The 23,654-nt window shown below is 46.4% G+C and carries 21 protein-coding genes; 14 read left to right on the forward strand and 7 right to left on the reverse strand.

The window, feature by feature from the left end; genetic code table 11:
- Positions 1–599: 599 nt before the first annotated feature.
- The 3 genes from AB0763_RS02865 (at position 600) to AB0763_RS02875 (ending at position 3,194) form a co-directional block, all read left to right on the forward strand.
- A complete protein-coding gene (locus AB0763_RS02865) occupies positions 600–2,321 on the forward strand; it encodes an acetolactate synthase 3 large subunit (protein WP_306101047.1) in 1,722 nt (573 codons plus the stop codon).
- Between the two features lie 2 nt (positions 2,322–2,323).
- On the forward strand, positions 2,324–2,818 hold the full coding sequence (ilvN, locus tag AB0763_RS02870) for an acetolactate synthase small subunit (protein WP_306101048.1): 495 nt from the start codon (positions 2,324–2,326) through the stop codon (positions 2,816–2,818).
- Between the two features lie 238 nt (positions 2,819–3,056).
- A complete protein-coding gene (locus AB0763_RS02875; RefSeq protein ID WP_306101049.1) occupies positions 3,057–3,194 on the forward strand; it encodes a hypothetical protein in 138 nt (45 codons plus the stop codon).
- A 235-nt stretch (positions 3,195–3,429) separates the two neighbouring features.
- Here AB0763_RS02875 and pykF read toward each other — a convergent pair whose 3' ends face one another.
- Entirely contained in the window at positions 3,430–4,842 is a 1,413-nt protein-coding gene (pykF, locus tag AB0763_RS02880) for a pyruvate kinase PykF (protein ID WP_306101050.1), read from the reverse strand.
- A gap of 413 nt (positions 4,843–5,255) precedes the next feature.
- Here pykF and AB0763_RS02885 point away from each other — a divergent pair, with 413 nt between their 5' ends.
- The 8 genes from AB0763_RS02885 (at position 5,256) to AB0763_RS02920 (ending at position 14,889) form a co-directional block, all read left to right on the forward strand.
- A complete protein-coding gene (locus AB0763_RS02885) occupies positions 5,256–6,023 on the forward strand; it encodes a DeoR/GlpR family DNA-binding transcription regulator (RefSeq protein WP_306101051.1) in 768 nt (255 codons plus the stop codon).
- Positions 6,024–6,183: 160 nt separating this feature from the next.
- Entirely contained in the window at positions 6,184–8,016 is a 1,833-nt protein-coding gene (gene glmS, locus AB0763_RS02890; protein WP_306101052.1) for a glutamine--fructose-6-phosphate transaminase (isomerizing), read from the forward strand.
- Positions 8,017–8,324: 308 nt separating this feature from the next.
- A complete protein-coding gene (locus AB0763_RS02895; RefSeq protein ID WP_306101053.1) occupies positions 8,325–9,851 on the forward strand; it encodes a DUF4041 domain-containing protein in 1,527 nt (508 codons plus the stop codon).
- A 355-nt stretch (positions 9,852–10,206) separates the two neighbouring features.
- Positions 10,207–11,589 carry a HEPN domain-containing protein gene (locus tag AB0763_RS02900; RefSeq protein ID WP_306101054.1) on the forward strand — a complete coding sequence of 461 codons (1,383 nt, stop codon included), beginning with the start codon at positions 10,207–10,209 and terminating at the stop codon, positions 11,587–11,589.
- A gap of 138 nt (positions 11,590–11,727) precedes the next feature.
- Complete coding sequence (locus AB0763_RS02905) at positions 11,728–12,048, forward strand: hypothetical protein (RefSeq protein WP_306101055.1); 321 nt, start codon at positions 11,728–11,730, stop codon at positions 12,046–12,048.
- On the forward strand, positions 12,041–12,400 hold the full coding sequence (locus AB0763_RS02910) for a hypothetical protein (protein ID WP_306101056.1): 360 nt from the start codon (positions 12,041–12,043) through the stop codon (positions 12,398–12,400). Before AB0763_RS02905 ends, AB0763_RS02910 begins: the two co-directional genes overlap by 8 nt.
- A 391-nt stretch (positions 12,401–12,791) precedes the next feature.
- Complete coding sequence (locus tag AB0763_RS02915; RefSeq protein WP_306101057.1) at positions 12,792–13,748, forward strand: LysR family transcriptional regulator; 957 nt, start codon at positions 12,792–12,794, stop codon at positions 13,746–13,748.
- Positions 13,749–13,902: 154 nt separating this feature from the next.
- Complete coding sequence (locus AB0763_RS02920; protein WP_306101058.1) at positions 13,903–14,889, forward strand: porin; 987 nt, start codon at positions 13,903–13,905, stop codon at positions 14,887–14,889.
- Between the two features lie 358 nt (positions 14,890–15,247).
- On the opposite strand, the gene AB0763_RS02925 is transcribed toward AB0763_RS02920, so the two are convergent.
- The 3 genes from AB0763_RS02925 to AB0763_RS02935 form a co-directional block, all read right to left on the reverse strand.
- On the reverse strand, positions 15,248–16,135 hold the full coding sequence (locus tag AB0763_RS02925; RefSeq protein WP_306101059.1) for an alpha/beta hydrolase: 888 nt from the start codon (positions 16,133–16,135) through the stop codon (positions 15,248–15,250).
- Between the two features lie 63 nt (positions 16,136–16,198).
- Positions 16,199–18,082, reverse strand: a complete 1,884-nt coding sequence (locus tag AB0763_RS02930) for a TonB-dependent receptor (protein ID WP_306101060.1) — start codon at positions 18,080–18,082, stop codon at positions 16,199–16,201.
- Positions 18,083–18,246: 164 nt separating this feature from the next.
- Entirely contained in the window at positions 18,247–19,185 is a 939-nt protein-coding gene (locus tag AB0763_RS02935; RefSeq protein ID WP_306101061.1) for a LysR family transcriptional regulator, read from the reverse strand.
- Between the two features lie 232 nt (positions 19,186–19,417).
- Here AB0763_RS02935 and AB0763_RS02940 point away from each other — a divergent pair, with 232 nt between their 5' ends.
- Entirely contained in the window at positions 19,418–19,558 is a 141-nt protein-coding gene (locus AB0763_RS02940) for a DUF3012 domain-containing protein (RefSeq protein ID WP_306101244.1), read from the forward strand.
- Positions 19,559–19,647: 89 nt separating this feature from the next.
- A complete protein-coding gene (locus tag AB0763_RS02945) occupies positions 19,648–19,827 on the forward strand; it encodes a hypothetical protein (protein WP_306101062.1) in 180 nt (59 codons plus the stop codon).
- 81 nt (positions 19,828–19,908) lie between these two features.
- On the opposite strand, the gene AB0763_RS02950 is transcribed toward AB0763_RS02945, so the two are convergent.
- A complete protein-coding gene (locus AB0763_RS02950; protein ID WP_306101063.1) occupies positions 19,909–20,724 on the reverse strand; it encodes a 3-keto-5-aminohexanoate cleavage protein in 816 nt (271 codons plus the stop codon).
- 37 nt (positions 20,725–20,761) lie between these two features.
- A complete protein-coding gene (locus AB0763_RS02955) occupies positions 20,762–22,099 on the reverse strand; it encodes an aspartate aminotransferase family protein (RefSeq protein WP_306101064.1) in 1,338 nt (445 codons plus the stop codon).
- Between the two features lie 110 nt (positions 22,100–22,209).
- Here AB0763_RS02955 and AB0763_RS02960 point away from each other — a divergent pair, with 110 nt between their 5' ends.
- The gene (locus AB0763_RS02960) at positions 22,210–23,127 is read left to right on the forward strand and encodes a LysR substrate-binding domain-containing protein (RefSeq protein ID WP_306101065.1); all 918 of its coding nucleotides are present in this window, start codon (positions 22,210–22,212) and stop codon (positions 23,125–23,127) included.
- Between the two features lie 4 nt (positions 23,128–23,131).
- Here AB0763_RS02960 and AB0763_RS02965 read toward each other — a convergent pair whose 3' ends face one another.
- On the reverse strand, positions 23,132–23,620 hold the full coding sequence (locus AB0763_RS02965) for an asparaginase domain-containing protein (protein ID WP_306101066.1): 489 nt from the start codon (positions 23,618–23,620) through the stop codon (positions 23,132–23,134).
- Positions 23,621–23,654 lie beyond the last annotated feature (34 nt).

Here is a 23,654-nt window from a genome sequence, read left to right on the forward strand (position 1 = left end):
TGCCGCCGGGCTTATCAGGGGGAGAGGGGAATAAAGGGTGCGCGTTTTTTACACTGCGCGATAAGATTGTTTGCGCTTTGTTTTGAATTTGTGCCATTGGTTTGAAAAGCCATTCTTTTATGGATTATTTATTGGCTCAAGAACAAAGTTAATGTCTAATGTGCTGTTTTTTTCACCCTCTGTTTGGGGCTATCTTTTGCGTCTCATTTATTGATGATGACAATATATTATGCTGTAAAAGTGACGTAAGCGACGTTTTTGGATGGTTGATTACGGCATGACTCTCGATGTTTTCTTTTATTTTATTTCATTTTTTTTATTACCTTGGTTTTTAATTTCATTGATCTGTCGATAGTTTGGGTTATAACCCTTAATTTTCTATCTTTGTTGGTGGATAATTTTATATGTGCTCTAGCGCACATTGGCGTATTGGTCACGCGCAGAGTAAAGTAAGGGCGTCATCGGCTCAGATTATGATCTGAGTTGAGCATAGCCCGAAAAGCTGAGGTTTTTCGAGTTAGGCTACGAATAAGACCTAAACTATGTAAAATCAGACTTTTATTACTTACCTGTGATCCAAGCTCTGATAAGGAGAAAATATGGAAATGTTGTCCGGCGCAGAGATGATCGTCCAATCTCTGATCGAAGAAGGCGTAGAGCAAATCTTTGGCTACCCTGGGGGCTCAGTGCTCGATATTTACGACGCATTGCACGCCAAAGACGATCAAATTAAACACGTTTTAGTTCGACACGAACAAGCCGCGACCCACATGGCCGATGGTTATGCTCGCTCAACCGGTAAACCCGGTGTGGTGTTGGTCTGTTCTGGACCGGGGGCAACCAATACGGTGACGGGGATTGCGACCGCCTACATGGACTCGATACCCATGGTGGTGATTGCCGGGAACGTACCGACCAACTTGATCGGTAATGACGCGTTCCAAGAGTGTGACATCATTGGTGTGTCACGCCCAATCGTCAAACACAGTTTTATGGCGCAAAAAGCCGAAGACATTCCAGAGATCATCAAAAAAGCCTTCTACATTGCTTCGACTGGCCGCCCTGGCCCGGTGGTGATTGATGTGCCAAAAGATGTGATGAATCCGCAGTTAAAATTCCCTTATCAGTATCCAGAGTCGGTGTCGATGCGTTCATACAACCCGACCACCTCTGGCCATAAAGGTCAGATCAAAAAAGCGTTAAAAGCCTTGGTCGCAGCGAAAAAGCCGGTACTTTACGTCGGCGGTGGCGCGGTGATTTCAGAAGCCGATCGCCAAGTGACCATGTTGGCTGAAAAGCTCAATCTTCCGGTGGTCAGTACCTTGATGGGGCTCGGCGCCTTTGCCGGCAGCCATGCCAACTCGTTGGGGATGCTGGGGATGCACGGTACGTACGAAGCCAATATGGCCATGCACAATGCCGATTTGATCTTTGGTGTTGGCGTTCGTTTTGACGATCGCACCACCAACAATTTAGAAAAATACTGCCCTAATGCCAAAGTCATGCACATTGACATCGACCCGTCGTCGATTTCAAAAAATGTCAAAGTGGACTTGCCGATCGTCGGCTCGGCAGACAAGGTGCTCGACGCCATGCTCAAGTTGTTGGTTGAGCAAGAAGCCGGCACCGAGTTGCAAAACCTCGACCCTTGGTGGCAGTCGATTCAGTCTTGGCGTGAACGCCAGTGTCTTGCTTATGAGACCGATCCCGAGCGTATCAAGCCGCAACAAGTGATTGAAACCTTGCACCGTCTGACCAATGGCGATGCGTATGTGGCCTCTGATGTCGGTCAGCATCAGATGTTTGCCGCCTTGTATTATCCGTTTAACAAGCCGCGTCGTTGGATTAACTCAGGCGGTTTGGGCACCATGGGCTTTGGTCTGCCCGCGGGGATGGGCGTGAAGTTTGCCCACCCTGATGAAGAGGTGTTAGTGGTGACTGGCGATGGCAGTATTCAGATGAATATTCAAGAGCTCTCGACCGCGTTGCAATATGATATTCCAGTTAAAATCATTAACCTTAACAACCGTTTCTTGGGCATGGTCAAACAGTGGCAAGACATTATCTACCAAGGTCGTCACTCGAACTCTTACATGAGCTCTGTGCCTGATTTTGCTGCCATTGCCGAAGCTTATGGCCATGTTGGCATCCGCATTCAATCGCCTGCAGAGTTGGAATCGGGCTTGCAAAAAGCTTTAGATATGAAAGATCGTCTGGTGTTTGTCGATATCAACGTCGATGAGACCGAGCACGTCTACCCGATGCAGATCAAAGGCGAGGGCATGGATAAAATGTGGTTAAGCAAGACGGAGAGAACCTAATTATGAGACACATTATTTCAGTACTACTTGAAAACCAACCGGGTTCTTTATCGCGAGTGGTGGGCTTGTTTTCACAGCGTGGGTACAACATCGAATCTTTGACCGTATCGCCAACCGATGATGAAACCCTGTCGCGGCTAAATATCACTACAGAAACAGACCGCATGCAGTTTGAGCAAATTCTCAAGCAACTGCACAAGCTGATCGATGTGCTTAAGGTACAAGAAGTCTCCGAGACCGATCACCTAGAGCGCGAGTTGTTGTTAGTGAAGATCAAAGCCGATGGGTTTGCGCGCGAAGAAGTCAAACGCACCGCGGATATCTTTCGCGGCCAAATTGTCGATGTCACCCCATCTCAGTACACGGTGCAGTTGACCGGCCCTGGCGACAAACTCGACGCCTTTATTCGCGCCATTTCTGAAGTAACAGAAGTGATTGAAGTGGCTCGCTCTGGTGTCGTTGGTATGGCGCGCGGTGAGCGTTCACTGCGAGCCTAATCCCATTACTCGACAATTTTATCTCTCTATAAGCCATCGCCGTTGCGATGGCTTTTTTTATCGATTTTTTTTGAAGCACGTCAAAATATGAAATTGAAGCTTTGCCAATAACTTGTGATCTTGCCTTCAGTTTTTACGCATTACGACTAAGGTCTAATAGCCAAAATGATATTGCACTGAACTGGTTAAAATGTATACTGATGTCATCATTGATAGAAGTGTTATTGAGGAGGTCGGTGTGCTTTCACCATCGCGTTTATTAGTTCGTTTGACGATTGTCAGTTTGATTGTGCTCGGTTTTCAGTTCAGTGCGCTGTATTTTTTACCCATGATCTTGCTGCTCAATACCCATCATCGTGAGTTCTTTGGCTGGTAAGTCTAACATACACTGATCCCTGTGGTGAGCGCCGCTTAGTTTGTTACTCGAGTTCGAGGTTATCGACGTCTTTTTTATATCCTTTTTCCGGCGATGATTTTTCTCTTAAAGAAACCAGCCCGCGTTCCAGCAATATCAGCCTTACAACAAGAGCAGCGTCCTAGTAATATCAAGGTTCTAACCATAAAAAACGAGGCCACTTGGGCCTCGTTTTTGCGTCTCGATAACGATGTGATTACAGTACGTGTACTGATGTGGTGTTGGTTGTACCTGATGACACAAGGGCACCAGAAACCATCACTACGATATCGCCTTTTTTACCAAAGCCAGACTCAAGCGCCAACTCTTTACCTAAGTGGTAGAAAGCATCGGTGTTGGCAATCGAATCAACGATGATTGGCGTAACCCCTTTGGTTAGCACAAGTTGCGCTGCAGTTTTGCTGTTAGTGGTGACAGCAAGAATGTTCGCCGTTGGGAAGTATTTACGTACAGAGCGTGCTGATTTACCGGCTTCTGTTGCAACAACGATCACTGGCGCCGTCAGTTTTTCTGCCGTGTCTACCGCGCTCTTACAAACTGCTTCTGTAATGCGTAGGCGAGGGCTGTCAAGGCGAGAGCCTAGCTCTGCTTGTAGCGCTTTATCAGTACGTGCCGCAATTTGTGCCATGATGGTCACGGCTTCAACTGGGTATTTACCTTTCGCGGTTTCGCCTGAAAGCATAACGGCATCAGTACCGTCCATGATCGCGTTGGCTACGTCACCGGCTTCTGCACGGGTTGGACGTGGGTTTTTGATCATAGAATCAAGCATTTGTGTTGCTGTGATCACCACTTTACGTGCGCGGTTACACTTCTCGATCATCATTTTTTGCGCGAAGATTACTTCTTCCGCTGGGATTTCTACCCCAAGGTCACCACGAGCAACCATGATGCCGTCAGACAATTCTAGAATTTCGTCGAAGTTGTCTACGCCTTCTTGGTTTTCAATTTTTGAGATGATTTGGATGTTGTCACCGCCGTGGGCTTTTAGGTGCTCGCGGATTTCACGAACGTCTTGGCCTTTACGGATGAAAGAAGCGGCAACAAAATCAACGCCTTGCTCACAACCAAACTTAAGGTCGGCTTTGTCTTTTTCAGACAGCGCAGGCAAGCTGACAGAAACGCCAGGTAGGTTAACGCCTTTGTTTTCGCCAAGAGCACCGTTGTTGAGTACCGTACAGGTTACTTCGGTTGCGGTCACTTTGGTCACTTCCATTTCGATCAAGCCATCGTCAACCAAAATGGTGTTGCCGACGCTTAGGTCAGCGGCGAAGCCTGGGTAAGTCACCGCTACGATGTCTTTGTTACCGACAACGCTCGCATCGGTAGTGAAAGTGAAGGTTTGACCTGCTTCTAGGTCAACGTCTTGGCCACCTTCCAATTTAATGGTGCGGATTTCAGGGCCCTTGGTATCAAGAAGAATAGCCAGTGGTTGACCTGTGGCTTCCATCACTTGACGGAAGTTAGCAATACGGGTTCCATGCTCGTTGAAATCACCGTGAGAAAAGTTAAGACGCATAACGTTCATGCCAGCGTTTACGAGTTCAGTCAGTTTCTCAACAGATTCAGTCTTAGGGCCAATCGTACAAACGATTTTGGTCTTTTTCATGGAAAATAGTCTCCGATACATACAGTTGTAATTTTAGAAAACATCGACTCTAAAGTTGTCTTTGCTCTGTCTTCCTTGTATCAGAGCGCGATTGGTTATCAGTTTACTTCAGAGTTGTAAGTCTTTCACATCATTTAGTCATTTTATGACTATTGCATTAGCAGATGACAGCTATATTACGACAAAAAACGCCATTAGGCGCTGTTTTTTTATACTGTCATCATAGATTCTGTAATTTTTTTACTTTCTTGGTGTGATTCTACCACCGAATTTAGTCAATATCACGAAAATCACTTTGTCTTAGGACAAGGTTTTAACGTTATTTATTAATTTTTGGCAGTGAAATAAATGGATTTTTACCTTTCGTTGTCGATATAATGACTTTCAGTTCGTAACTTGTGTGCTAAATTTATATGTCGAAACGAAACACTGAATTGAGACGATTGGCCATTTCTAAGCGGGTTAATCAACTTGGCGAAGTCAGCGTAGATGCTTTATCTCGTTTGTTTGAAACTTCAGAAGTCACTATTCGCAAAGATTTAGCGTCATTAGAAAAAAATGGTCAGCTGCTTCGTCGTTATGGTGGCGCGGTGGCTTTGCCGAAAGAAGTATTGAATGATGCGTTAGATGATAATGTTTCGGTTCGTAAGGTTTCCTTGGCCAAAACGGCGGCGAGTTTAATTCGCGATCATCATCGAATTGTGATCGACAGTGGCAGCACGACTGCAGCGCTGATTAAACAACTCAATCAAAAACAAGGCTTAGTTGTGATGACTAACTCATTAAATGTCGCCAATGCGCTTAATGAGCTAGAAAGTGAGCCGACCTTGTTGATGACCGGTGGCACTTGGGACAATCATTCAGAGTCTTTTCAGGGCCAAGTCGCAGAATCGGTATTGCGTTCGTACGATTTTGATCAGCTGTTTATCGGTGCAGACGGTATTGATTTAGCACGCGGGACGACAACCTTTAATGAATTAGTGGGCCTTAGCCAAGTGATGGCGGAAGTGTCTAGGCAGGTGGTGGTGATGATTGAAGCCGATAAAATTGGCCGCCGCATGCCAAATTTAGAGCTGGGCTGGGGAGACATTGACGTGCTCGTGACCGATGAGCGCATTCGCAGTGAGCAAAAAAGCGCGATTGAAGCCCAAGGGGTTCGCGTTTTGGTCAGCAGTTTATAGTGACCCAGCCTTTGCCGTTGAGTTGACAAAACCCGTTGGCGTTTTGTTGGCCACGGCTTAATAGAGGGACTATGCTCAATGCGAGTCCTTTACCATTAGATAGCAGTTGCCAGGGCCGTGAGATCGTGGCAAATCAGAGCCAAAAGTTAGGAGTCGATATATGTGTGGTATTGTTGGCGCGGTTGCGCAGCGTGATGTGGCAGAGATTTTAGTCGAGGGTTTACGCCGTTTGGAGTATCGCGGTTACGATTCTGCCGGTGTGGCGGTCGTCGATGGCGAGAAAAACCTCACTCGTGTACGCCGTTTGGGCAAGGTACAAGAGTTGGCGGATGCGGTAGAAGCGGCGCAAGTGACCGGTGGGACGGGGATCGCCCATACCCGTTGGGCAACGCACGGTGAGCCGTCTGAAATCAACGCTCACCCGCATATGTCTGGCGATATTGCCGTGGTGCATAATGGAATCATTGAAAACCACGAAAGCTTGCGTACTTTGCTGCAATCGCGCGGCTATGTGTTTGAATCTCAGACCGATACGGAAGTGATTGCTCATTTGGTGGAGTGGGAGCGACGCACGTCAGAAACCTTATTGGAAGCATTGCAAAAAACCGCCAAGCAGCTCGAAGGGGCTTACGGTACCGTGGTGGTGGATCGCAACGACCCATCGCGTATTGTGGTGGCGCGCTCTGGCAGCCCGATTGTGATTGGTTTTGGGGTCGGTGAGAACTTTTTGGCGTCGGATCAGTTGGCATTGTTAAACGTGACTCGCCGCTTTATGTATTTAGAAGAAGGCGATGTGGCGGAGATCACCCGTCGCGATGTGACGGTATTTAATGCCCAAGGCGAGCGTGTTGAGCGCGAGGTGAGCGAGTCGAATGCCGAGCACGATGCCGGTGATAAAGGCCATTATCGTCACTTTATGCAAAAAGAAATTTTTGAGCAGCCAAAAGCGCTGATCAATACCATGGAAGGTCGCCTGTCTGAGGCATCAGTGATCACCAATGCGATTGGCGTTCACGCTGAAGATATTTTAAGCAAAGTGGAACACGTGCAGATCATTGCCTGTGGTACGTCTTACAATTCGGGCATGGCCGCGCGTTACTGGTTTGAGTCGATCGCTGGTGTGAGCTGCGATGTCGAGATTGCTTCTGAGTTCCGTTATCGCGATTTTGTTGTGCGTCCTAACAGTTTGTTGGTCACTCTTTCTCAATCGGGGGAAACCGCGGATACCTTGGCGGCGCTACGCATTGCCAAAGCCAAAGGCTATATGGCGGCGATGACCATTTGTAACGTGGCGGGCTCGTCTTTGGTGCGCGAATCGGATTTTGCCTTTATGACCCGTGCCGGCACCGAGATTGGCGTAGCCTCGACTAAGGCATTCACTACTCAGTTGGCTGCGATGCTCATGATGGTGGTATCGATTGGTCGTTTGCAACACCGTTTGTCTGAGCAGCGCGAGGCAGAGATTGTCAATGCTTTGCACGAATTGCCAAAGGCGATAGAGCAAGCGCTTGAATTTGATAAAGACATCGAAGCTTTAGCGCCAGATTTTGCCGATAAGCATCATACTTTGTTCTTGGGGCGCGGTGAGTATTACCCGATCGCGATGGAAGCTTCACTCAAGCTAAAAGAAATTTCTTACATTCACGCCGAGGCCTACGCCGCCGGTGAACTTAAGCACGGCCCGTTAGCACTGATCGACGCCGATATGCCGGTGGTGGTGATTGCGCCTAGTAATGATTTGCTTGAGAAGTTAAAGTCGAACGTGGAAGAAGTGCGTGCGCGCGGCGGTTTGTTGTACGTGTTTGCCGATCGCGATGCGGGCTTTGAAAGCGATGAGAATATGAAGATCATCAAGATGCCACACGTTAATGAAGTGACGGCGCCTATCTTCTATACGGTGCCGATGCAGTTGCTGTCGTACCACATCGCGCTGATTAAGGGCACGGATGTTGACCAACCTCGTAACCTCGCCAAAGCGGTGACGGTTGAGTAAGCCAAAGCGCTTTAGCGAATAACGTCTCATACTAAAAAGGCAGCGAAGATTCGCTGCCTTTTTTGTTTGCTCTAGTGAGGTTTTGCGCCATTTCAGTCAGAGTAGGAATTCATTCACACCCTGCTCATCTGGCTTTTCCATACAAATACTAATAGAAATCCTCGAACATGTTAGCACATGAAGACAGTATGATTGACTCACATTTTCCGCACACAAATATCTCTATTGTGACATTTTCTCGGTTACACGAGAGTAGATATTAGTTATCTTACCAGTTTCATATTTAATGAGACGGTAGGGGGCGGTAGATGGAACAAATTTCACTAACTTATATGCTAATAGGCGCTATAGTAATTTTACTTGTTGTCGGGATTTTTTTGGTAAGAAAGTCTTCAAAGCTAAGTCAGAAACTGGCCGTTACAGAAACTCAATTATCTGAGGCAGCAACAACAATCGAAGAGTATAAAGAAAAATACTCTCACATATTTGATATTGAAGCTGAGTGCGAGCAAATCAAGGATCAGCTGAAAATTGACAAGAAAGAGATAGAAGAAAAATCGAGTCAAGCCTTACGCGAAATCGAATCCAAGAGAGACGAGGCAATTGCGAAACGTCAATCTGTTGAAGAGCAGATCAGTAAACTTCAGGTTGACTACAAAAGTAAGAAAAGTACTTATGACTCTTTAACTACACAAATCGCCATATTCAGCGAAGATATTGAGCTTATTGAACTCGGATTCTATGAACCAAAGTTTGATTTTGATGCATCTGAAACATTCAAAGAAGAGATCAAGAAATGTAAAGAGTGCCAGAAAACCTTGTTGAGAGAGAAGTCTTCTGGTGGAGCGATATACTGCTACCGTGAATGGTCTGTAGACGGTTCTCGAAGCGAAGGCAAGAAAATGACCAACAAGACTATTCGTCTCACCGCAAGAGCCTTCAATAACGAATGTGAGGCAGCTATTGCCAACTGTACGTGGAAAAACGTTACAAAAATGGAAGAACGTATAAAAAAAGCGTTCGTCGCAATCAATCAGCTAAATGAACCGAATGCCATATCTATTACAGAGCGTTATCTCAAAGAAAAGTTAAAAGAACTCCAATTGACTTACGAATATCGTGAAAAGAAACAACGCGAAAAAGAAGAACAGGCGGAAATCAAAGCACAAATGCGTGAAGAAGCAAAAATAGAGGCAGAGATAAAAAAAGCAGAAGCGGAAGCTATAAAGGAAGAAAAGCGTTATCACAAGGCTTTGGATGCTGCGAGAAAAGAGCTTGAAAAAGCTAGCGATGAAATGAAATCAGAACTAGAAAAACAGATTGCACAGTTACAGGCAAACTTAGAGGAAGCAGAGCGCAAGCACCAACGTGCTCAATCAATGGCTGAGCAAACTAAGCAAGGTCATGTTTATGTTATTTCTAACATTGGATCGTTTGGGGAAAATGTCTACAAGATAGGCATGACCCGTCGATTAGAACCAATGGATCGAGTGAAAGAGCTTGGAGATGCATCAGTACCGTTTACCTTTGATGTACATGCAATGATTCATACTGATGATGCTCCAACTCTAGAGAAGAAGCTTCACGATAAGTTTGATACTCACCGATTGAATATGATTAATCGCCGTAAAGAGTTTTTCAGTGTCTCGCTGGAAGAGATCAAACATGCGGTAAATGACTTTACCGATCAGTCGGTGGAGTTCATTGAAACAGCTATTGCACAGGACTATTACGAAACACAAGCGATGAACAAACAGCGTCTAGCAAGAGAAGGAAAGTTAGAAGAAGAGTTATCGTCTTCCAGTGCTCTCCCCAAATTTGCTGATATCTTGTAGAGCGCCTTATAGATTTGACTGAAAGGGGCATACAGTAATTTGAAATGTCCCATTCGTGACAGCTTTTTCAATCTGGCACGATTATGCCGCCATTGTTTGTTATGACAGAAGTTAATTAACTTCTTTTGGATGAAAGTTTCCCTTACCTGTAGTTATCCGAGGGAGCGTCGTCGTAAGCTTTTTAAAATTATGGCTTATTTTGCAATCTAATATCCATTTCCTTTCATTAACATATTGATTATAAATTGAACTGCAATTGGAAAGGTTGCATTATGGGAGTATGAAAAGCGGCTAAACGCCATATAGAACGAATTGTAAAAAATTAGAAGTATGGTACTAGAGGTTAGTTGATTAGATGAGTATTAGAGAGCACCTAACTGCATTAGTTGTCGAATTAACATATATTCATTCGAAAGAATTTTCTTGGGGGAGCGAACATGGTTTTCCTTGTTTTGTAACAGATGATACTCACGGATATCAAATTAGATTTACGCCAGATGCGAATGATCACTTAAGAAAGCTAACGACAGTTATATTTGAAAACCGACAAAATGGGTTACCGAGGATTGAGCTGGGAAGTTACATGAAAGTAACGCAACAAATCGTTGCAAATATGTTCGTAGAAGGTTCTTTTGACAAAAAATATATGGATGGTGATAAATCCGCGATTAAAGAACTTAAGTGTAAAATTGAACAAGTAATTTCTGATAACGTAACATCATTTACTCATTATTTTCCTGCTTGGACTTTAGGGGTAGAGTCTGAAGCCCCTTTTGAGTTAGGTCCTATTACATTTATAACTAGAGAAAATTGGATTGACACAGTTGATTTTCCACAATCTAGCAAGGATAGTTATCTAGGAGAAAAAGAAGCTAACAATAATTGGAAAACATTAGTAAAAGAGGCTTTAAAAAAACCGAAACATCGAGAAAAAATACTAGGTTTGGGTTCGGATATTTATCTAGCCATAAAAGATTGTCCGTCTTTAATTAAGGTTACTATTACAGGTTTTGAAAGAGATTATTCTCGAAAGCTTGCTCAGATTGTCGCCAAAAGTGCTCTTGACTCGCTTTCGTTGCTCCTTGGAGTACGATCTTCCTTTTTGCAGCAAGCACTCCATGAAGAAAGGTTAGGTCCTATTAGTATCCATCAGTTAATAGAAACCAATGGCAATCTTTGGCTCCCTGGAGCAGGATTAAGCGACCGATTTAATGGAGTATCTAAAGCTAGGCTGGAGGAAGCTATGTCGAGTATAGAATCATTTATTCCGTCAATCGCTTCAATTTTAGAGGGGTTACTACATCCAGGACCACATTCTCATCCTAAGTTAGTTGTTCGTTGGGCTACGGCTTTAGATTGGTTTGGCGAAGCATGTCGTGAATCGAGTGATGCAGTTGCTATTGCAAAGTTAGGGACAAGTTTAGATGTTCTTTCAAACGGAGGTAAGTCCGTTGGTATCTCAAACATGGTTTCAACTTTGCTTGGGGTTGATGGAGAAGAGGTCGTAACGAAAGGAGACAAACCTAAAACGTTAGATCAATTGATTAAGCAAATTTATGACGATGGACGTTCAAAGGTATTGCATGGCACTTACTATGACAGGTTGGAGCCTCTAGACGCTGAAAGGAAAATTGCTTATGAAGTTGCTAGAAATACGCTGATATCTGCTGCGGTGTGTTTGTATGAATATAAAGGTGATGATAACGAAAAAGCATTCAGAAGTATGCAGCCTAAATAAACTAATTAGTATCTTATATTTTTTGTATAAAAACTGTTTAAGCGTGATTCGGCACGTGTTGCATTTTTGATATGTAGTGGCTTAAGTGATTAAGGTATAATGCGGTAACTATTTTCTTGAAATGCAGAGGTTGTAAAATTGAACAAAGAAAAAAAGGCAAAACAAGAATCTTCTGTCGAGGAAATTAGAAAGAAGATACGGTTGGCATTAAACAACCGTAAATTTAGTATGAGAAGTATAGAGGGCATTGCGAAAGAGGCTCACGTACCTGAAAAGAAATTAAGACAACTTATCGCTTATGACAAAAAATTAGCAAAAGAAATAAAATATATGCCTTTTCGTTCAAAGGATGGGAAAGTATTGCTCATGTCGAAAGAGCGTTTTATTAAAGAAGCGCCTTTGAAATGGAAGTTTATTGATTTCTTTGCTTCAAAACGTCAAGGGGTAGAAGATGCCTGAGTCACTAAATTCAATAACCAGTACGTTAGGCCCTCACCTTGGACTAATAATTATTGCAATCTTCGGTGGAGTCGTTTTGTTCGGTATGAAAATCTCTGAGCATTTCATGAAACCAGAGCAAGATAAACTACCATTAGGCAAGTACATTGGATTTACAATATCACTATTTTTTACGCTTCCTATCTTAGGCGCGGGTGTTACTTGTATATATTTGTTAAACGGTGACAAAATCAGTACGATTTTAGCGTTTCAAATAGGATTAACTTCACCAGCTATTGTACAGAGCTTGATTATTGCAGCGGCCAATAATATGGCGAAAAATGCAGCTCCAAACCTCGAGGGGAAGCAATAGCTAACAAACGACTATGGCCTCAACATATTTTTCCTAATCTGGCAGAAATGCTATAGCACATCAGTTCTAAAACGTTTCTGTCCAAAACTAAGTTTCAAACTTTGTTATCCAACACAACAAGTACCCGGTGGACATTAAAGTCTGAAAACGTATTAACCGCTCACGGGCTATTTATCGCAAAATCAAAGTAGGTATTAACTGAAAAACAAATCAATAAATGAATGTTGTCACCTCCCTTTGGGTATTGTTTCCTTTTAAGCCCAAATTTCAGTCACTTTCGTGCCGTTTTGGCATCACACAAGCGCCAATTAAACGATAAACAACGCCAATGAATTCGGTACACTCTGTTGACTTAATTAATAGTTATTTTGGTTAAAGAGGAATGCGAGCAATGGATTTGGCAACCCAACTCGAATTACTATTGGATGTGGCAGAATATGGCACGTTTGCCAAAGCTGCGGATCGCAACCACATCGACCGTTCGGCCTTGTCGAAACAAATTAAAAAATTAGAAGACAGCCTTGGCCTGCGTTTGCTCAATCGCTCCACGCGTTCTCTGTCGCTGACCCAAGCTGGGGTCGAAATGGTCGCGCAAGCGAAAAAAGTGCGCGATGTCCTCACCGAAACCCGCAATAAAGCCTCTCTTTTTCAAAGCGAACCCAAAGGGCATTTAAAAATCTCCTGCTCGGCTTTTTTTGGTCGCACTTACTTGGGCCAAGCCGTACAAACCTTCATGAGACATTACCCAGGGGTAACGGTAGAGCTGCGTCTCGATGACGAACGCGTCGATGTGATCCACGAAGGGTACGACGTGGCATTTCGCATTGGCCCGATTCAAGAGTCGAATATGATCGTGCGCCGCTTGGCGACCAACCACATGGCGTTGGTGGCCTCACGCGAATTTATTGTGCAACACGGCATGCCGCAAAGCCCAGAGGCACTCAGTCAGTTGCCGGCCATAGTTTACGCCAATCATCACTTTAAAACCGATAAATTGCGCATTGCGCCCACGCCGCAATCAAGGGAAATCAAAACCTATCCCATTCAGGGCGCGTATTTTGTCAATGAAACCGACTTGATTTTAGAGGCGGTTAAATCAGGGCTTGGTTTTGCTTTGATCGGCGAGTTTTTCCTCACCTCATCACTCGAGTCTCAAGGGCTTGTTCGCTTGTTACCCGACCATCACCTGCCGCCATTTGGGGAGATCTACGCCATGTACAGCCATCGCAACCAGCAACCTCTGGTCAAGCTGTTTATTGACTCTGTGCAGCAAAGTATTGGCACGCCTCCGGTTTGGCAACAATTTGTCTCATCAGCGCCGTTGACGGTGGTTCACCATGCTGGGTAACGGAACTTGAGCGCTAAGTCGTTGTCCATACTGTGTTATTCTGTCTTTGTTGCGGCTTTTTCACCATAGTTCATAGTCAATATTGCACTGTCGTTTTTCATTGATATCACCATAATTAACCGCGTTTATTAGGAAATCATGCAGTGGTGATATCATGGAAATGAAAAAAATAACGCTGGCGATCAGCGCCCTTCTTTTGAGCAACTCAGCTTTAGCTGCCACCGTGTATTCAGACGATGAAAAAGAACTGAATATCCACGGCCGTGCACAAGGCATGTACTACTTTTCAGGTGATGACGACAGCGATGGCGATCAAAGCTACATTCGCGTTGGCCTGTCTGGCAAATCACAAATCAATCAAGACTACTACGCCTTTGGTCTTTATGAGCTTGAATTCAAATCTAACCGCCGCGACGACAGCGATGAAGACGATGAGTTTGATGTACGTAAAGGGTACATTGGTGTGGGTGCGGATTATGGTACCATCAGTTACGGCCGCCAATACGGCGCGGTGACATTGGTCTCTGATTACACCGATATCTTCCCTGAGTTTGGCAATGAAGCCGCCGGGGTGAGCTCTGACTTGTTCGGCACGGGCCGTTCGGATTCAGTATTTAAACTGACCGGTCACTACCAAGACTTGACGGTACACGCTAGCTATCAAGCAGAAAACGACGAAGTCGTGCAAACCAATGGCGAGACCGATGCCTCTTCTTTTGGCCTCGCGGCGAATTATAAATTGCCGTACGGCTTTAATGTGGCATTGGGCTACAACCAAGGTGAAGGCCTCGACGAAGCCGACGATCAAACGCTGATCACAACGGCGATTTCATATCAGTACGACAAACTCTACCTGGCAGCGCTGTACAGCGACGGCGAAAACTGGGCAAAAGACGGCTCAGAAGACGGCGTTGATTACACCGGTATTGAAGCGGTGGCAACCTACCAAGTAACCGAAAAACTGTCTGCGCTTATCGGCTACAATGGCCTTGAGCGCGATGATGAAGATACTGTCGATTCTTACTCGATCGGCGGTGAATATCAGCTGACGGAGAACTTTAAAACGTTAGCCGAATATAAGATCAACGACATCGAGGGTGAAGACGATATCTTTGCTGTCGCTGCGCGTTACTCGTTCTAACTCTGACAGAGCCGATATGACATTGAGCCCGCTGCATGTCGCCGCGGGCTTTTTTGCGTCAATGCGCAGTGATGCTGGTGAGTGGTTTAACCCTCTAGGGTGATCAGTTATTGAGCTCGATGGGTATTTACCTGTGACATTCTGACCACAATGAATGGTGTTATTGTAACGTGACCTAAATCACGAAAAACCGTATTCTAGCCCGGTTAGCGAATCCACTGCCTTGAACGCTAATTACTTTTTTCATGATTTGTAACTCCTGTTATAATCCTTTTTTGCAGCAAATCCCCTTGCTGCATTTTTTTTTGCCTATTGGTTACCTATCCCAAATGGTGGTCACTTTACTCTACATCCAATGCTACTTGGTGACGGAAAGAGGCAGATAGCGCTGCACAAAAGCAATGACTTGGTCGACATAAGCTGGACTATCGAAAATGGCCGCACTGTGTCCGACGCCATACTCGATTAACAGCGTATTATCGACACCGGCTTGATCGAGTTTCGCTTTTAATCGTTCGCTTTGGGCTAGTGGAACCCGTTTATCTTGGTCGCCGTGCATTAAAAGATAAGGCGGGCTCTGCTTAGAAATGTAGTGTACTGGCGAAGCTTGACGAGCTAACTCTGGATTATCCGTTGGAAGAGTACCGAGAAATCTCGCCACGGAAGAGCGCTCTGACACAATCTTATTGCCTTTTTTTCCTAACGCTAATAAGTCTGTTGGTCCAAAGAAGCTAACGACGGCGAGTACGTTGTAATTAGCTTGACCATAAAACGTCACACTTTTATCGCGGTTAAGTGCACCGATTAAGCTGGCGAGGTGTCCACCGGCAGAGCGGCCCATCACAATGATATCTTGGCTGGCTAAGTGATATTGTGATGATAGCGTTTGCAGGTGATTTAACGCCGCATTGATATCGATGACTGGTGCGGGAAAAACCGCTTCACCACTAAGACGATAATTAACGGCAGCGAGTGCGTACCCTTGGTCAAGCACGCGTTTGAGCAGTAATGGGTTTTTGGTCGGTAATTGATCTTTACTACCGCGCTTCCACGCACCGCCGTGGATCCAAATCAGTAACGGGCGCGCTGCGGCGAGTGGTTTTTTACTCGGGATATACAGGTCGAGCGAGAGAGGGGCCCCTTGAGGATGATCGATTGCGATGTCTTGGTGTAAAACATGTGGTGGCAATGTGGCAGCGGTGTTAAAGCTGAATAATAGGGTGAAAAGCGCAGTGATGAACTTCATTTTATTCCTTATTTATTCAAGGCCTTGAATAAGGCCTTGTGATCTTATCTCTCTGTGATGTCGTTAAAAATTCACGTGCATAGCAAGCCAATATCGACGGCCATAATCAACGTAACCGTATTCTTGGTAGGTGGTTTCTTTATCAAAGATGTTGTAAACGGCGGCCATTGCTTTGAGCGAAGGCGTCACTTGCCAGTGCGCGCCGCTGTCAAAAACCGTTATAGAAGGAGCAAGGTTATTACGCGAGTTGGTCGTGATGGTATTGTTATCTTTACCGCGATAATTTGCCGATAACCAATAGCCGACTTGGTCGCTCAATTGCCATTGTCCGTTAAGGCTGACTAAGTGTTCAGGCATTTGTGTGAGTGGTTGGCCGCGGTCCTCGCCCGATAACTGTTCGCTGTGTGTATAGGTGTAACTTAAATTGATCTTGATTTGTTGGCTAAGTTCACTCGATAGACTGGTTTCAACACCATATGCAAAGGCCTGATCAATATTGTTATAACGGCTGTCACAATAGGTCTCAGTACAATTTTCCTCAAGATCCTCGGTATCGATTTTATCGTTAAAATCATTGTAAAATACCGTGATATTAGCGTTTAGCGATGAATTGTCGTGATAATACAATCCCATCTCAGAGTTGATCGATTGCTCTGGCGTTAGATCGCTATTTCCGTAAACGTCACATCGCCCGTTACAGCTTTCTTGAACCCAGTCTGCTTCCATTTCCGTTAACGATGGCGCTCGGTAACCCGTAGAGATTCCGCTTTTAAGCGTCCATTGCGGCGCTAAGTGATAAACACTGTAAAGGCGGGGGCTTAAATGGCCATCAAACTGTTGGTTATCGTCGTACCTCATCCCTAAGGTTAAAGTCCAATCATCGTTCAGTCGCCACTCATCTTCGATAAATACTGACCACTGCCCGTTGCTAAAAAGGTACTCATTGTTGTCTAGCGCTTGGTACTCAAGTGTACTGCCAAGTGTCAGGTAGTGGTTAAGGCTTGCCACTGACCATTGAGAATGAGCCTGGTAGTTCTCAACTTTGAGCTCTCGTCCTCGATTCTCTATTTGTTCGTAAGTGAGGTAGGAATCCCCTTGCCAATCTAGGTAGCGGCCTTGGTGTGCAAGCCCAAATGAGACACGATCATTGTTGGTTTCAGAATCACGAGTACGGGATTTATCCGCGCTATTTTTACGTGTTTGATCGTGAAACGTGGCATCAAAAGTCAGACGGTCAGCTTCGGTGGCTTGGTAATAGAGAGACGTTCTGACATTGTCCAGCCTTTTACTGCCATTGGCGTATAAAATGTCATCTTCTTGTTGTTCTTGATATAAGCCGCTGATCGCGCCACTGAGTTTATCTTGGTACAGAGGCCCGGCGAGCGATAACTGGCCTTGATAAAAGTTGCCATAGTCAGCGTCTTCTTGGAGTACGGTTTCTACACGTAGTGAGCCTTGCCAGGTAGCAAACTCTTGACGTGTGATGATATTTATCACCCCACCAATGGCATCGGAGCCGTATAACGTTGACATGGGCCCGCGTATGACTTCAATGCGATCAATCATCTCAATCGAGGGTAACCAATCTTGCTCAAAGCCACCACTGCTGCTGACTTGAGTTTCGCGCCCCGATTGTTTGCGGCCGTTCACTAAAATGGCGGTGTAGTCTGCTGGCATACCTCGAATGGAAATGTCCTGTCGGGAACCTCCACTTGTGACGGTAACCCCAGGAACATTTTTTAGGGCATCGGTGAGATCGCGATAAGCGCGCTGCTCAATGTCTTCTCGAGTGATCACACTGATCGATGAAGGGGCTTCAAGCTCGGTTTGTTGATACCCAGTTGCAGTCACTACCAGATGTTCTGTCTGATTATCTTGAGCAAAGAGGGATACAGGCAACAGGGCACTCAACAAGAAAGGCAGAGAGCACACAGCAAACGATTTCATGAATAACAAAGTTCCATTTAATTGATAATTGTTATCAATTAAATAGAGAATGACAATTATTCGCAATCATATCATTATCGATTTTGTGCAAGACCACTATTCTCAATATGGATAGTGGGTCACGTGATCTCGGCCTTTTTTGTTATTCTTGTGGCGATCTGACGTTAGGCTTTTGAAGATTCTTCATCAAAGTGGGCCTTAAACAATCCTCGAACCCATTCACACATCGGGTCATTGTGAAATCGTTTGTGCCAATACAAAAACACCGAAGAAAAGTGTAACTGCAACGCTTTGGGAACCTCGCGTGTGATGAGCCTAGGATCGCGGCACGCTTCTTCGGCGTATGGCGTTGGCAGGTGAAAAACGATATCAGAACACGCTGCGATATCAGGGGCTGAGCTAAAGTGCGACAGTTGTACCGGGATCGATAAGCGATTTTTTTTGTTGCTCAAGCCAAGCTCAATAAATTTATGTTCAAAAGAAAGGGTTTGTTCACCTTGTAATGAAATTTGGCCAAAGTGACATTCAAGTAAGGCTTCTGGGGTCAGAGGGCGTGTTGCCAGAGGGTGATTTTTGTTCATTAATAGCCGAAAGTCGCGCTTGGCCACCGCCATACGGTATAGGTTTTGATCCGAGTGCTCGGGTTGATGAGAAGACAGGACAAAGTGAACATTACCGTCAATCAGCGCGTCAAAATGGCGCTGTGCATTGCTATTAATATTGATTTTCATGTTTGGGGCTTGACGGCGAATCTCACCGACAATGGTGGGTAAAATACGATTAATTTGTGGCTGAAGGCCAAAAAATTTAATCGTGCTGGTACAAAGTTCGGGTTGAAAAGATTGTTTGTGTATTAGTACCTCAAGGCTGTTGATGACCTGAGTGATATCTTGCAGAATTTGTCGGGCTTTCGCGGTGGTGTCGTACCCCGAAGGAGAGCGAACCAGCAAGTCATCATCAAATAACCCACGCATCTTTTGTAAAGTACGGCTAACAGAAGATTGACTGATATTCATACTATAAGCGGTGTTAGAAACGTGTTTTTCTTCCAACAGCGTTTTTAAAATCAGCAGCGATTGAATATCGACTTGAGAAAGCTCCATGGCTCCTTCCTTACTTCGGTTAGTAAAATCAAGCCGATAGTATTTCACGCGGTTGTCCTAAAAACAACGTGACTGAAACCCCAATAACCTCATCACCTAACACCGCCTTGAGGAGGTTTTTACCTTAATTTGTCATTATATAAGCCCCGTCAATTAAACTGGCGTTATTTATTTGGAGAGTGTCATGTCTCAATTTAGCCGCGCGACCCGCGCCTTGCTTTTAGTCAGTGTGATGGGATTAATGGCGTGCAGCCCAGAGGTGGGCAGCGAACAATGGTGCCAAGAAATGGACGACAAACCAAAAGGTGACTGGACCGCCAATCAGGTTGGCGAGTATGCCGAGCACTGCATTTTTCGCAAGACACAAAAGTAACCACCGCACCTTCAACAAGGTGACCCCATGTCGTTGCTCCGCTTGGTGATGTGGTTGTCGATTCACTTTTACGCATAGAGAATAACCCGATGAAATTATCCCTTTTATTACTCAGTAGTGTGCTCTTGTTATCAGGATGCCAACTCACGCGCGTTGAAGGGCGCTTAGACAATGTCGACGTGAAAGTGGGCTCCGATGGTGGCCACGGCGGTCATCACAGCCACGGTAAATTTTGCCCGCCGGGCCAAGCGAAAAAAGGGGCCTGTTAACATTTTCGCGAGGTGGTTTGCGAAGCGCTTTTACCTAAGCTCACTTTACCTAAGTCTAATGCACCTAAGCCCACGCAACCTCTAAGGCCAGGTGGGGTGTGTCACCACCTCAATGCCTCGTTGTGCTAACGCGCGCTTTAATGCGGCGACTTGGCTGGCATTACTGGCGGCTAATTGGCCGTGTTCGTCGAACAGGTTATTTTCAAACCCAACGCGCACATCCGCGCCGAGTGAGGCGGCGTAGCACAGACACGCCTGCTCTTGAGCGCCAAACGCACAGACCGCCCAAGGCACCGCAATATCAGACAACAACGGCATGAAGGCGTCTAAATCTTGGGGGTGAGATTGTTGGTGTTGCTGATAACGACCAAGCACAATCAACAGGTGATGGGGCGAATCGAGGATCGTGCCGCGTTGGCGCAAGGCGCCATACTCACGCACTTGCTCAGGGGTATAGAGAATGTATTGCACTAGGGTGTTTTGCTTTGCGAGTCGCTGAAAAAACGCCGCCGCTAAGGGCTCACTCTCCGGGCTTGGGATCAGCTCAGCCAGTGCCAGTGAAGTGGCCTCGGGTTGAAGGGTGTCAACGAGTGCCATTTGTTGCTCTGGAGAGTAACGGCCGACCGCTTCGGTGGTTAACTGGACCAAGGCTTGGTCGCCAACTGCCTGCTTGACCATTTGATAGACTTCTCGATTCTCCTCCACCGCCAAGCTGTGTACGCCATTGGCATCGCGGGCGTGTAAGTGAATCATACTGGCGCCTGCCGCGACGCACTGCTGAGCTTCTATCGCCATCTCTTGTGCCGTGATGGGCAAATGTGGGTGATGGTCTTTGCTGTGCCTCGCGCCATTGGCGGCGACGATGATACGAGTGGCGTGAGGGGTTGGCGTACTCATGGGGTTTCCTTATCAATGGGGTGTTTCTTCAATGTGGTTACATTTTGGTCAGTGATTGAGTGACATCATCGACAGCGCGATACAATTTATCGACCAGTTCATCGATTTGGTCATTAGTGATGATATAGGCCGGGGCTAGCAAAATGTGATGGCCGTGCTGACCGTCGGCGGTGCCGGGCATCGGATAGCACATTAACCCAAGTGCCATCGCTTTGGCTTTGATCTTGGTGTGCAACGCGCTCGACGAAGCAAAAGGGGTTTTCTTGGCTTTGTCTTCAACCAATTCAATGGCGCGAAACAGCCCGCGTCCGCGCACATCACCGACGAACGGGTGCTCGGCAAAGCGCTCGGTTAACGTGTGTTGCAGCAACTCACCTTTGCTGACCACCTGAGGCAAAAGCTGTTCTTGCTCTAGCGTGTTTAACACGGCCAAGGCACCTGCGGTGGCGACGGCATGGCCCATATAGGTATGACCGTGTTGGAAAAAACCACTGCCATCGGCGATGGTCTGATGGATCGCTTGGCTGGCAATCATGGCCGCAATCGGCTGATACCCCGCGCCAAGCCCTTTGGCAACGGTGACGATATCCGCCTCGATGTGCTCTTGTTGATGGGCAAACAAACTGCCGGTGCGGCCAATGCCACACATCACTTCATCTAAAATGAGTAACAGGCCATATTGGTCGCAAATTCGGCGAATGGTTTGAAAGTAGCCTTGTTCGGCGGCGACAGCCCCAAGAGTCGCTCCCACCACCGGCTCGGCGATAAAGCCAATCAGGTTTTCGGCGCCCACCTCGAGAATTTTTTGTTCAAGCTCTAACGCGCAGCGCTGCCCATATTGGTAAGCACTTTCGTCGGCGCTTTGATATCGGTAGGCAAAACACGGCGCGATGTGGTGCACTTTCATTAACAAGGGATCAAAGGGGGCTCGGCGCAGTGCATTGCCTCCGGCGGCCAATGCGCCTAAGGTATTGCCGTGATAGCTTTGGCGGCGGGCGATGAACTGTTGTTTTTGCGGTTGGCCTTTTTCGACAAAGTATTGTCGAGCCAGTTTGAGCGCCGCTTCAATGGCTTCCGAGCCGCCAGATAAAAAGTAGACTTTGTCGAGCTTACCAGGGGCGTGCGCGATCAGCTTTTCTGCCAGAGCCTCACTGGCTTGAGTGTTAAAAAAACCGCTGTGGGCGTAGGCAACCGAATCGATTTGTTGATGCAACGCGTCGCGAATGGCCGGGTGACTGTGGCCTAAACAAGAGACCGCGGCACCGCCACTGCCATCGAGGTAGGCGTTGCCATTCTGATCGAAAAGATAGACGCCTTCACCACGTGTGGCTATCGGCAGTTGGCTGTGGCAATGACGTTGAAAAATGTGGCTCATCTCGATATCCATGTCTGTGTTTTCCTTTGCGTTGACTCTACGCCTGCTTTACCGAGTTCAACAAACGATCTATTCTCATAGCCAGTGAATAAAAGTCATAGGGTAGGTCTGTGAAAAATCGATTGCCGCCATTAAATGCATTGCAAGTCTTTGAAGTTGCAGCGAGAAAACTCAGCTTCTCACAAGCGGCCAAAGAGCTATTCGTGACACAAGGGGCAGTCAGTAAGCAAATTAAACGCTTGGAAAGTCACTTGGACGTCGCCTTGTTTGATCGCCAAGGCAGCGGTTTGCGCCTCACTCAGGCGGGTAAACAATTTTTGCCCACGGTGATCGAGGCCTTGGATCAGATTCAGAGCGCTTCGTCTTACCTTTCGCAACAAACTCAGTCGGTTGAGCGCTTTACGGTTGATGTTACTCCGTCGTTCAGTTCACTGTGGTTGATCCCCAGGCTCGAGTCATTGCGATCGACAATCCCCTCTTTGCACCTTGATATCAGTGCCGGCGATGGCGGCTATCAATTTCATTCATCCAGTGCCGATATTGCGGTGCGTTGTTTGCCTTTGTCGGTCGGGGATGACAAGGCGGTGCTGCTGCGTGCGGAGCGTTTGTTATTGGTGGCGGGGGCCAAGCGTTTGGCAAGGTCGCCAATTGATTGCCCTGATGATCTGTTGTCGCATCCGTTGTTGATGCACACCACAAGGCCTCAGTTGTGGCGCCAATGCCTGGATAATTGGGGGGTGGCCAATTCCGATTTACTCCACACCAGCCATGGCGTTGAGCATTTTTACATGTCACTCGAAGCGGCCCGCCAACAACTGGGGTTAGCGTTGGTCCCTGATTTTTTAGCCGAGCACGCCATTGCATCGGGTGAGCTCGTCAACCCATTGGGGCTGGCGTATGACAGCGGATTTGGCTTTTATTTCCTCGCGCCTTCTTATCGCAGCGACCACAAGTTAGTGTGCCAATTGCGCACTTGGTTTAAGACGCAATTGGCCATTAATGGTGAGTGTGCTTTAGCGAAACAATGAGCGTTTAGTGAAGGTTTTCCATGTCTTCTGGGCGATAAATTTTGCCGTGAAAGGCAATGTACACCCCTGGCTCTAAACACTGAGCGGCGGTGATGGCGCTGCCCAGGTTAAAGCTGGCATCGTTAGGAGAAAATCCGGCTAGCGGGATCATGGCACCGGTAAAGACGATCACTTGTTGGTGCTCGGCTTGAAGGCGAGACTGTAAATAACGCGCACTGGTAAAGAGGGTAAACGAGCCATGCGTGATCACATGGCGGTTTAATGGACTTTGCTCAATCGCAGCAACCACTTGATCAATATCTTTATCTTCAATCTCGCGACTGTCTTTCATGCAGACGGTCGTCACATCAAATTGCTCCGCTTGCATACCGGCGACGTCTTTTAGGTGATCGGCAATCACGCTGTGCTGGTGTGGGATGGGGGTACAACGCTCCGTATCGTAGTAAGAGTCGATAGTACCGCCGGTCAAAATGAGTTGAAACTTGTGATTCATGTGTTTCATGCTTCCATGTCAGATTGAAATAAAG

The organism is Vibrio sp. HB236076 (assembly GCF_040957575.1).
GTDB lineage: Bacteria > Pseudomonadota > Gammaproteobacteria > Enterobacterales > Vibrionaceae > Vibrio.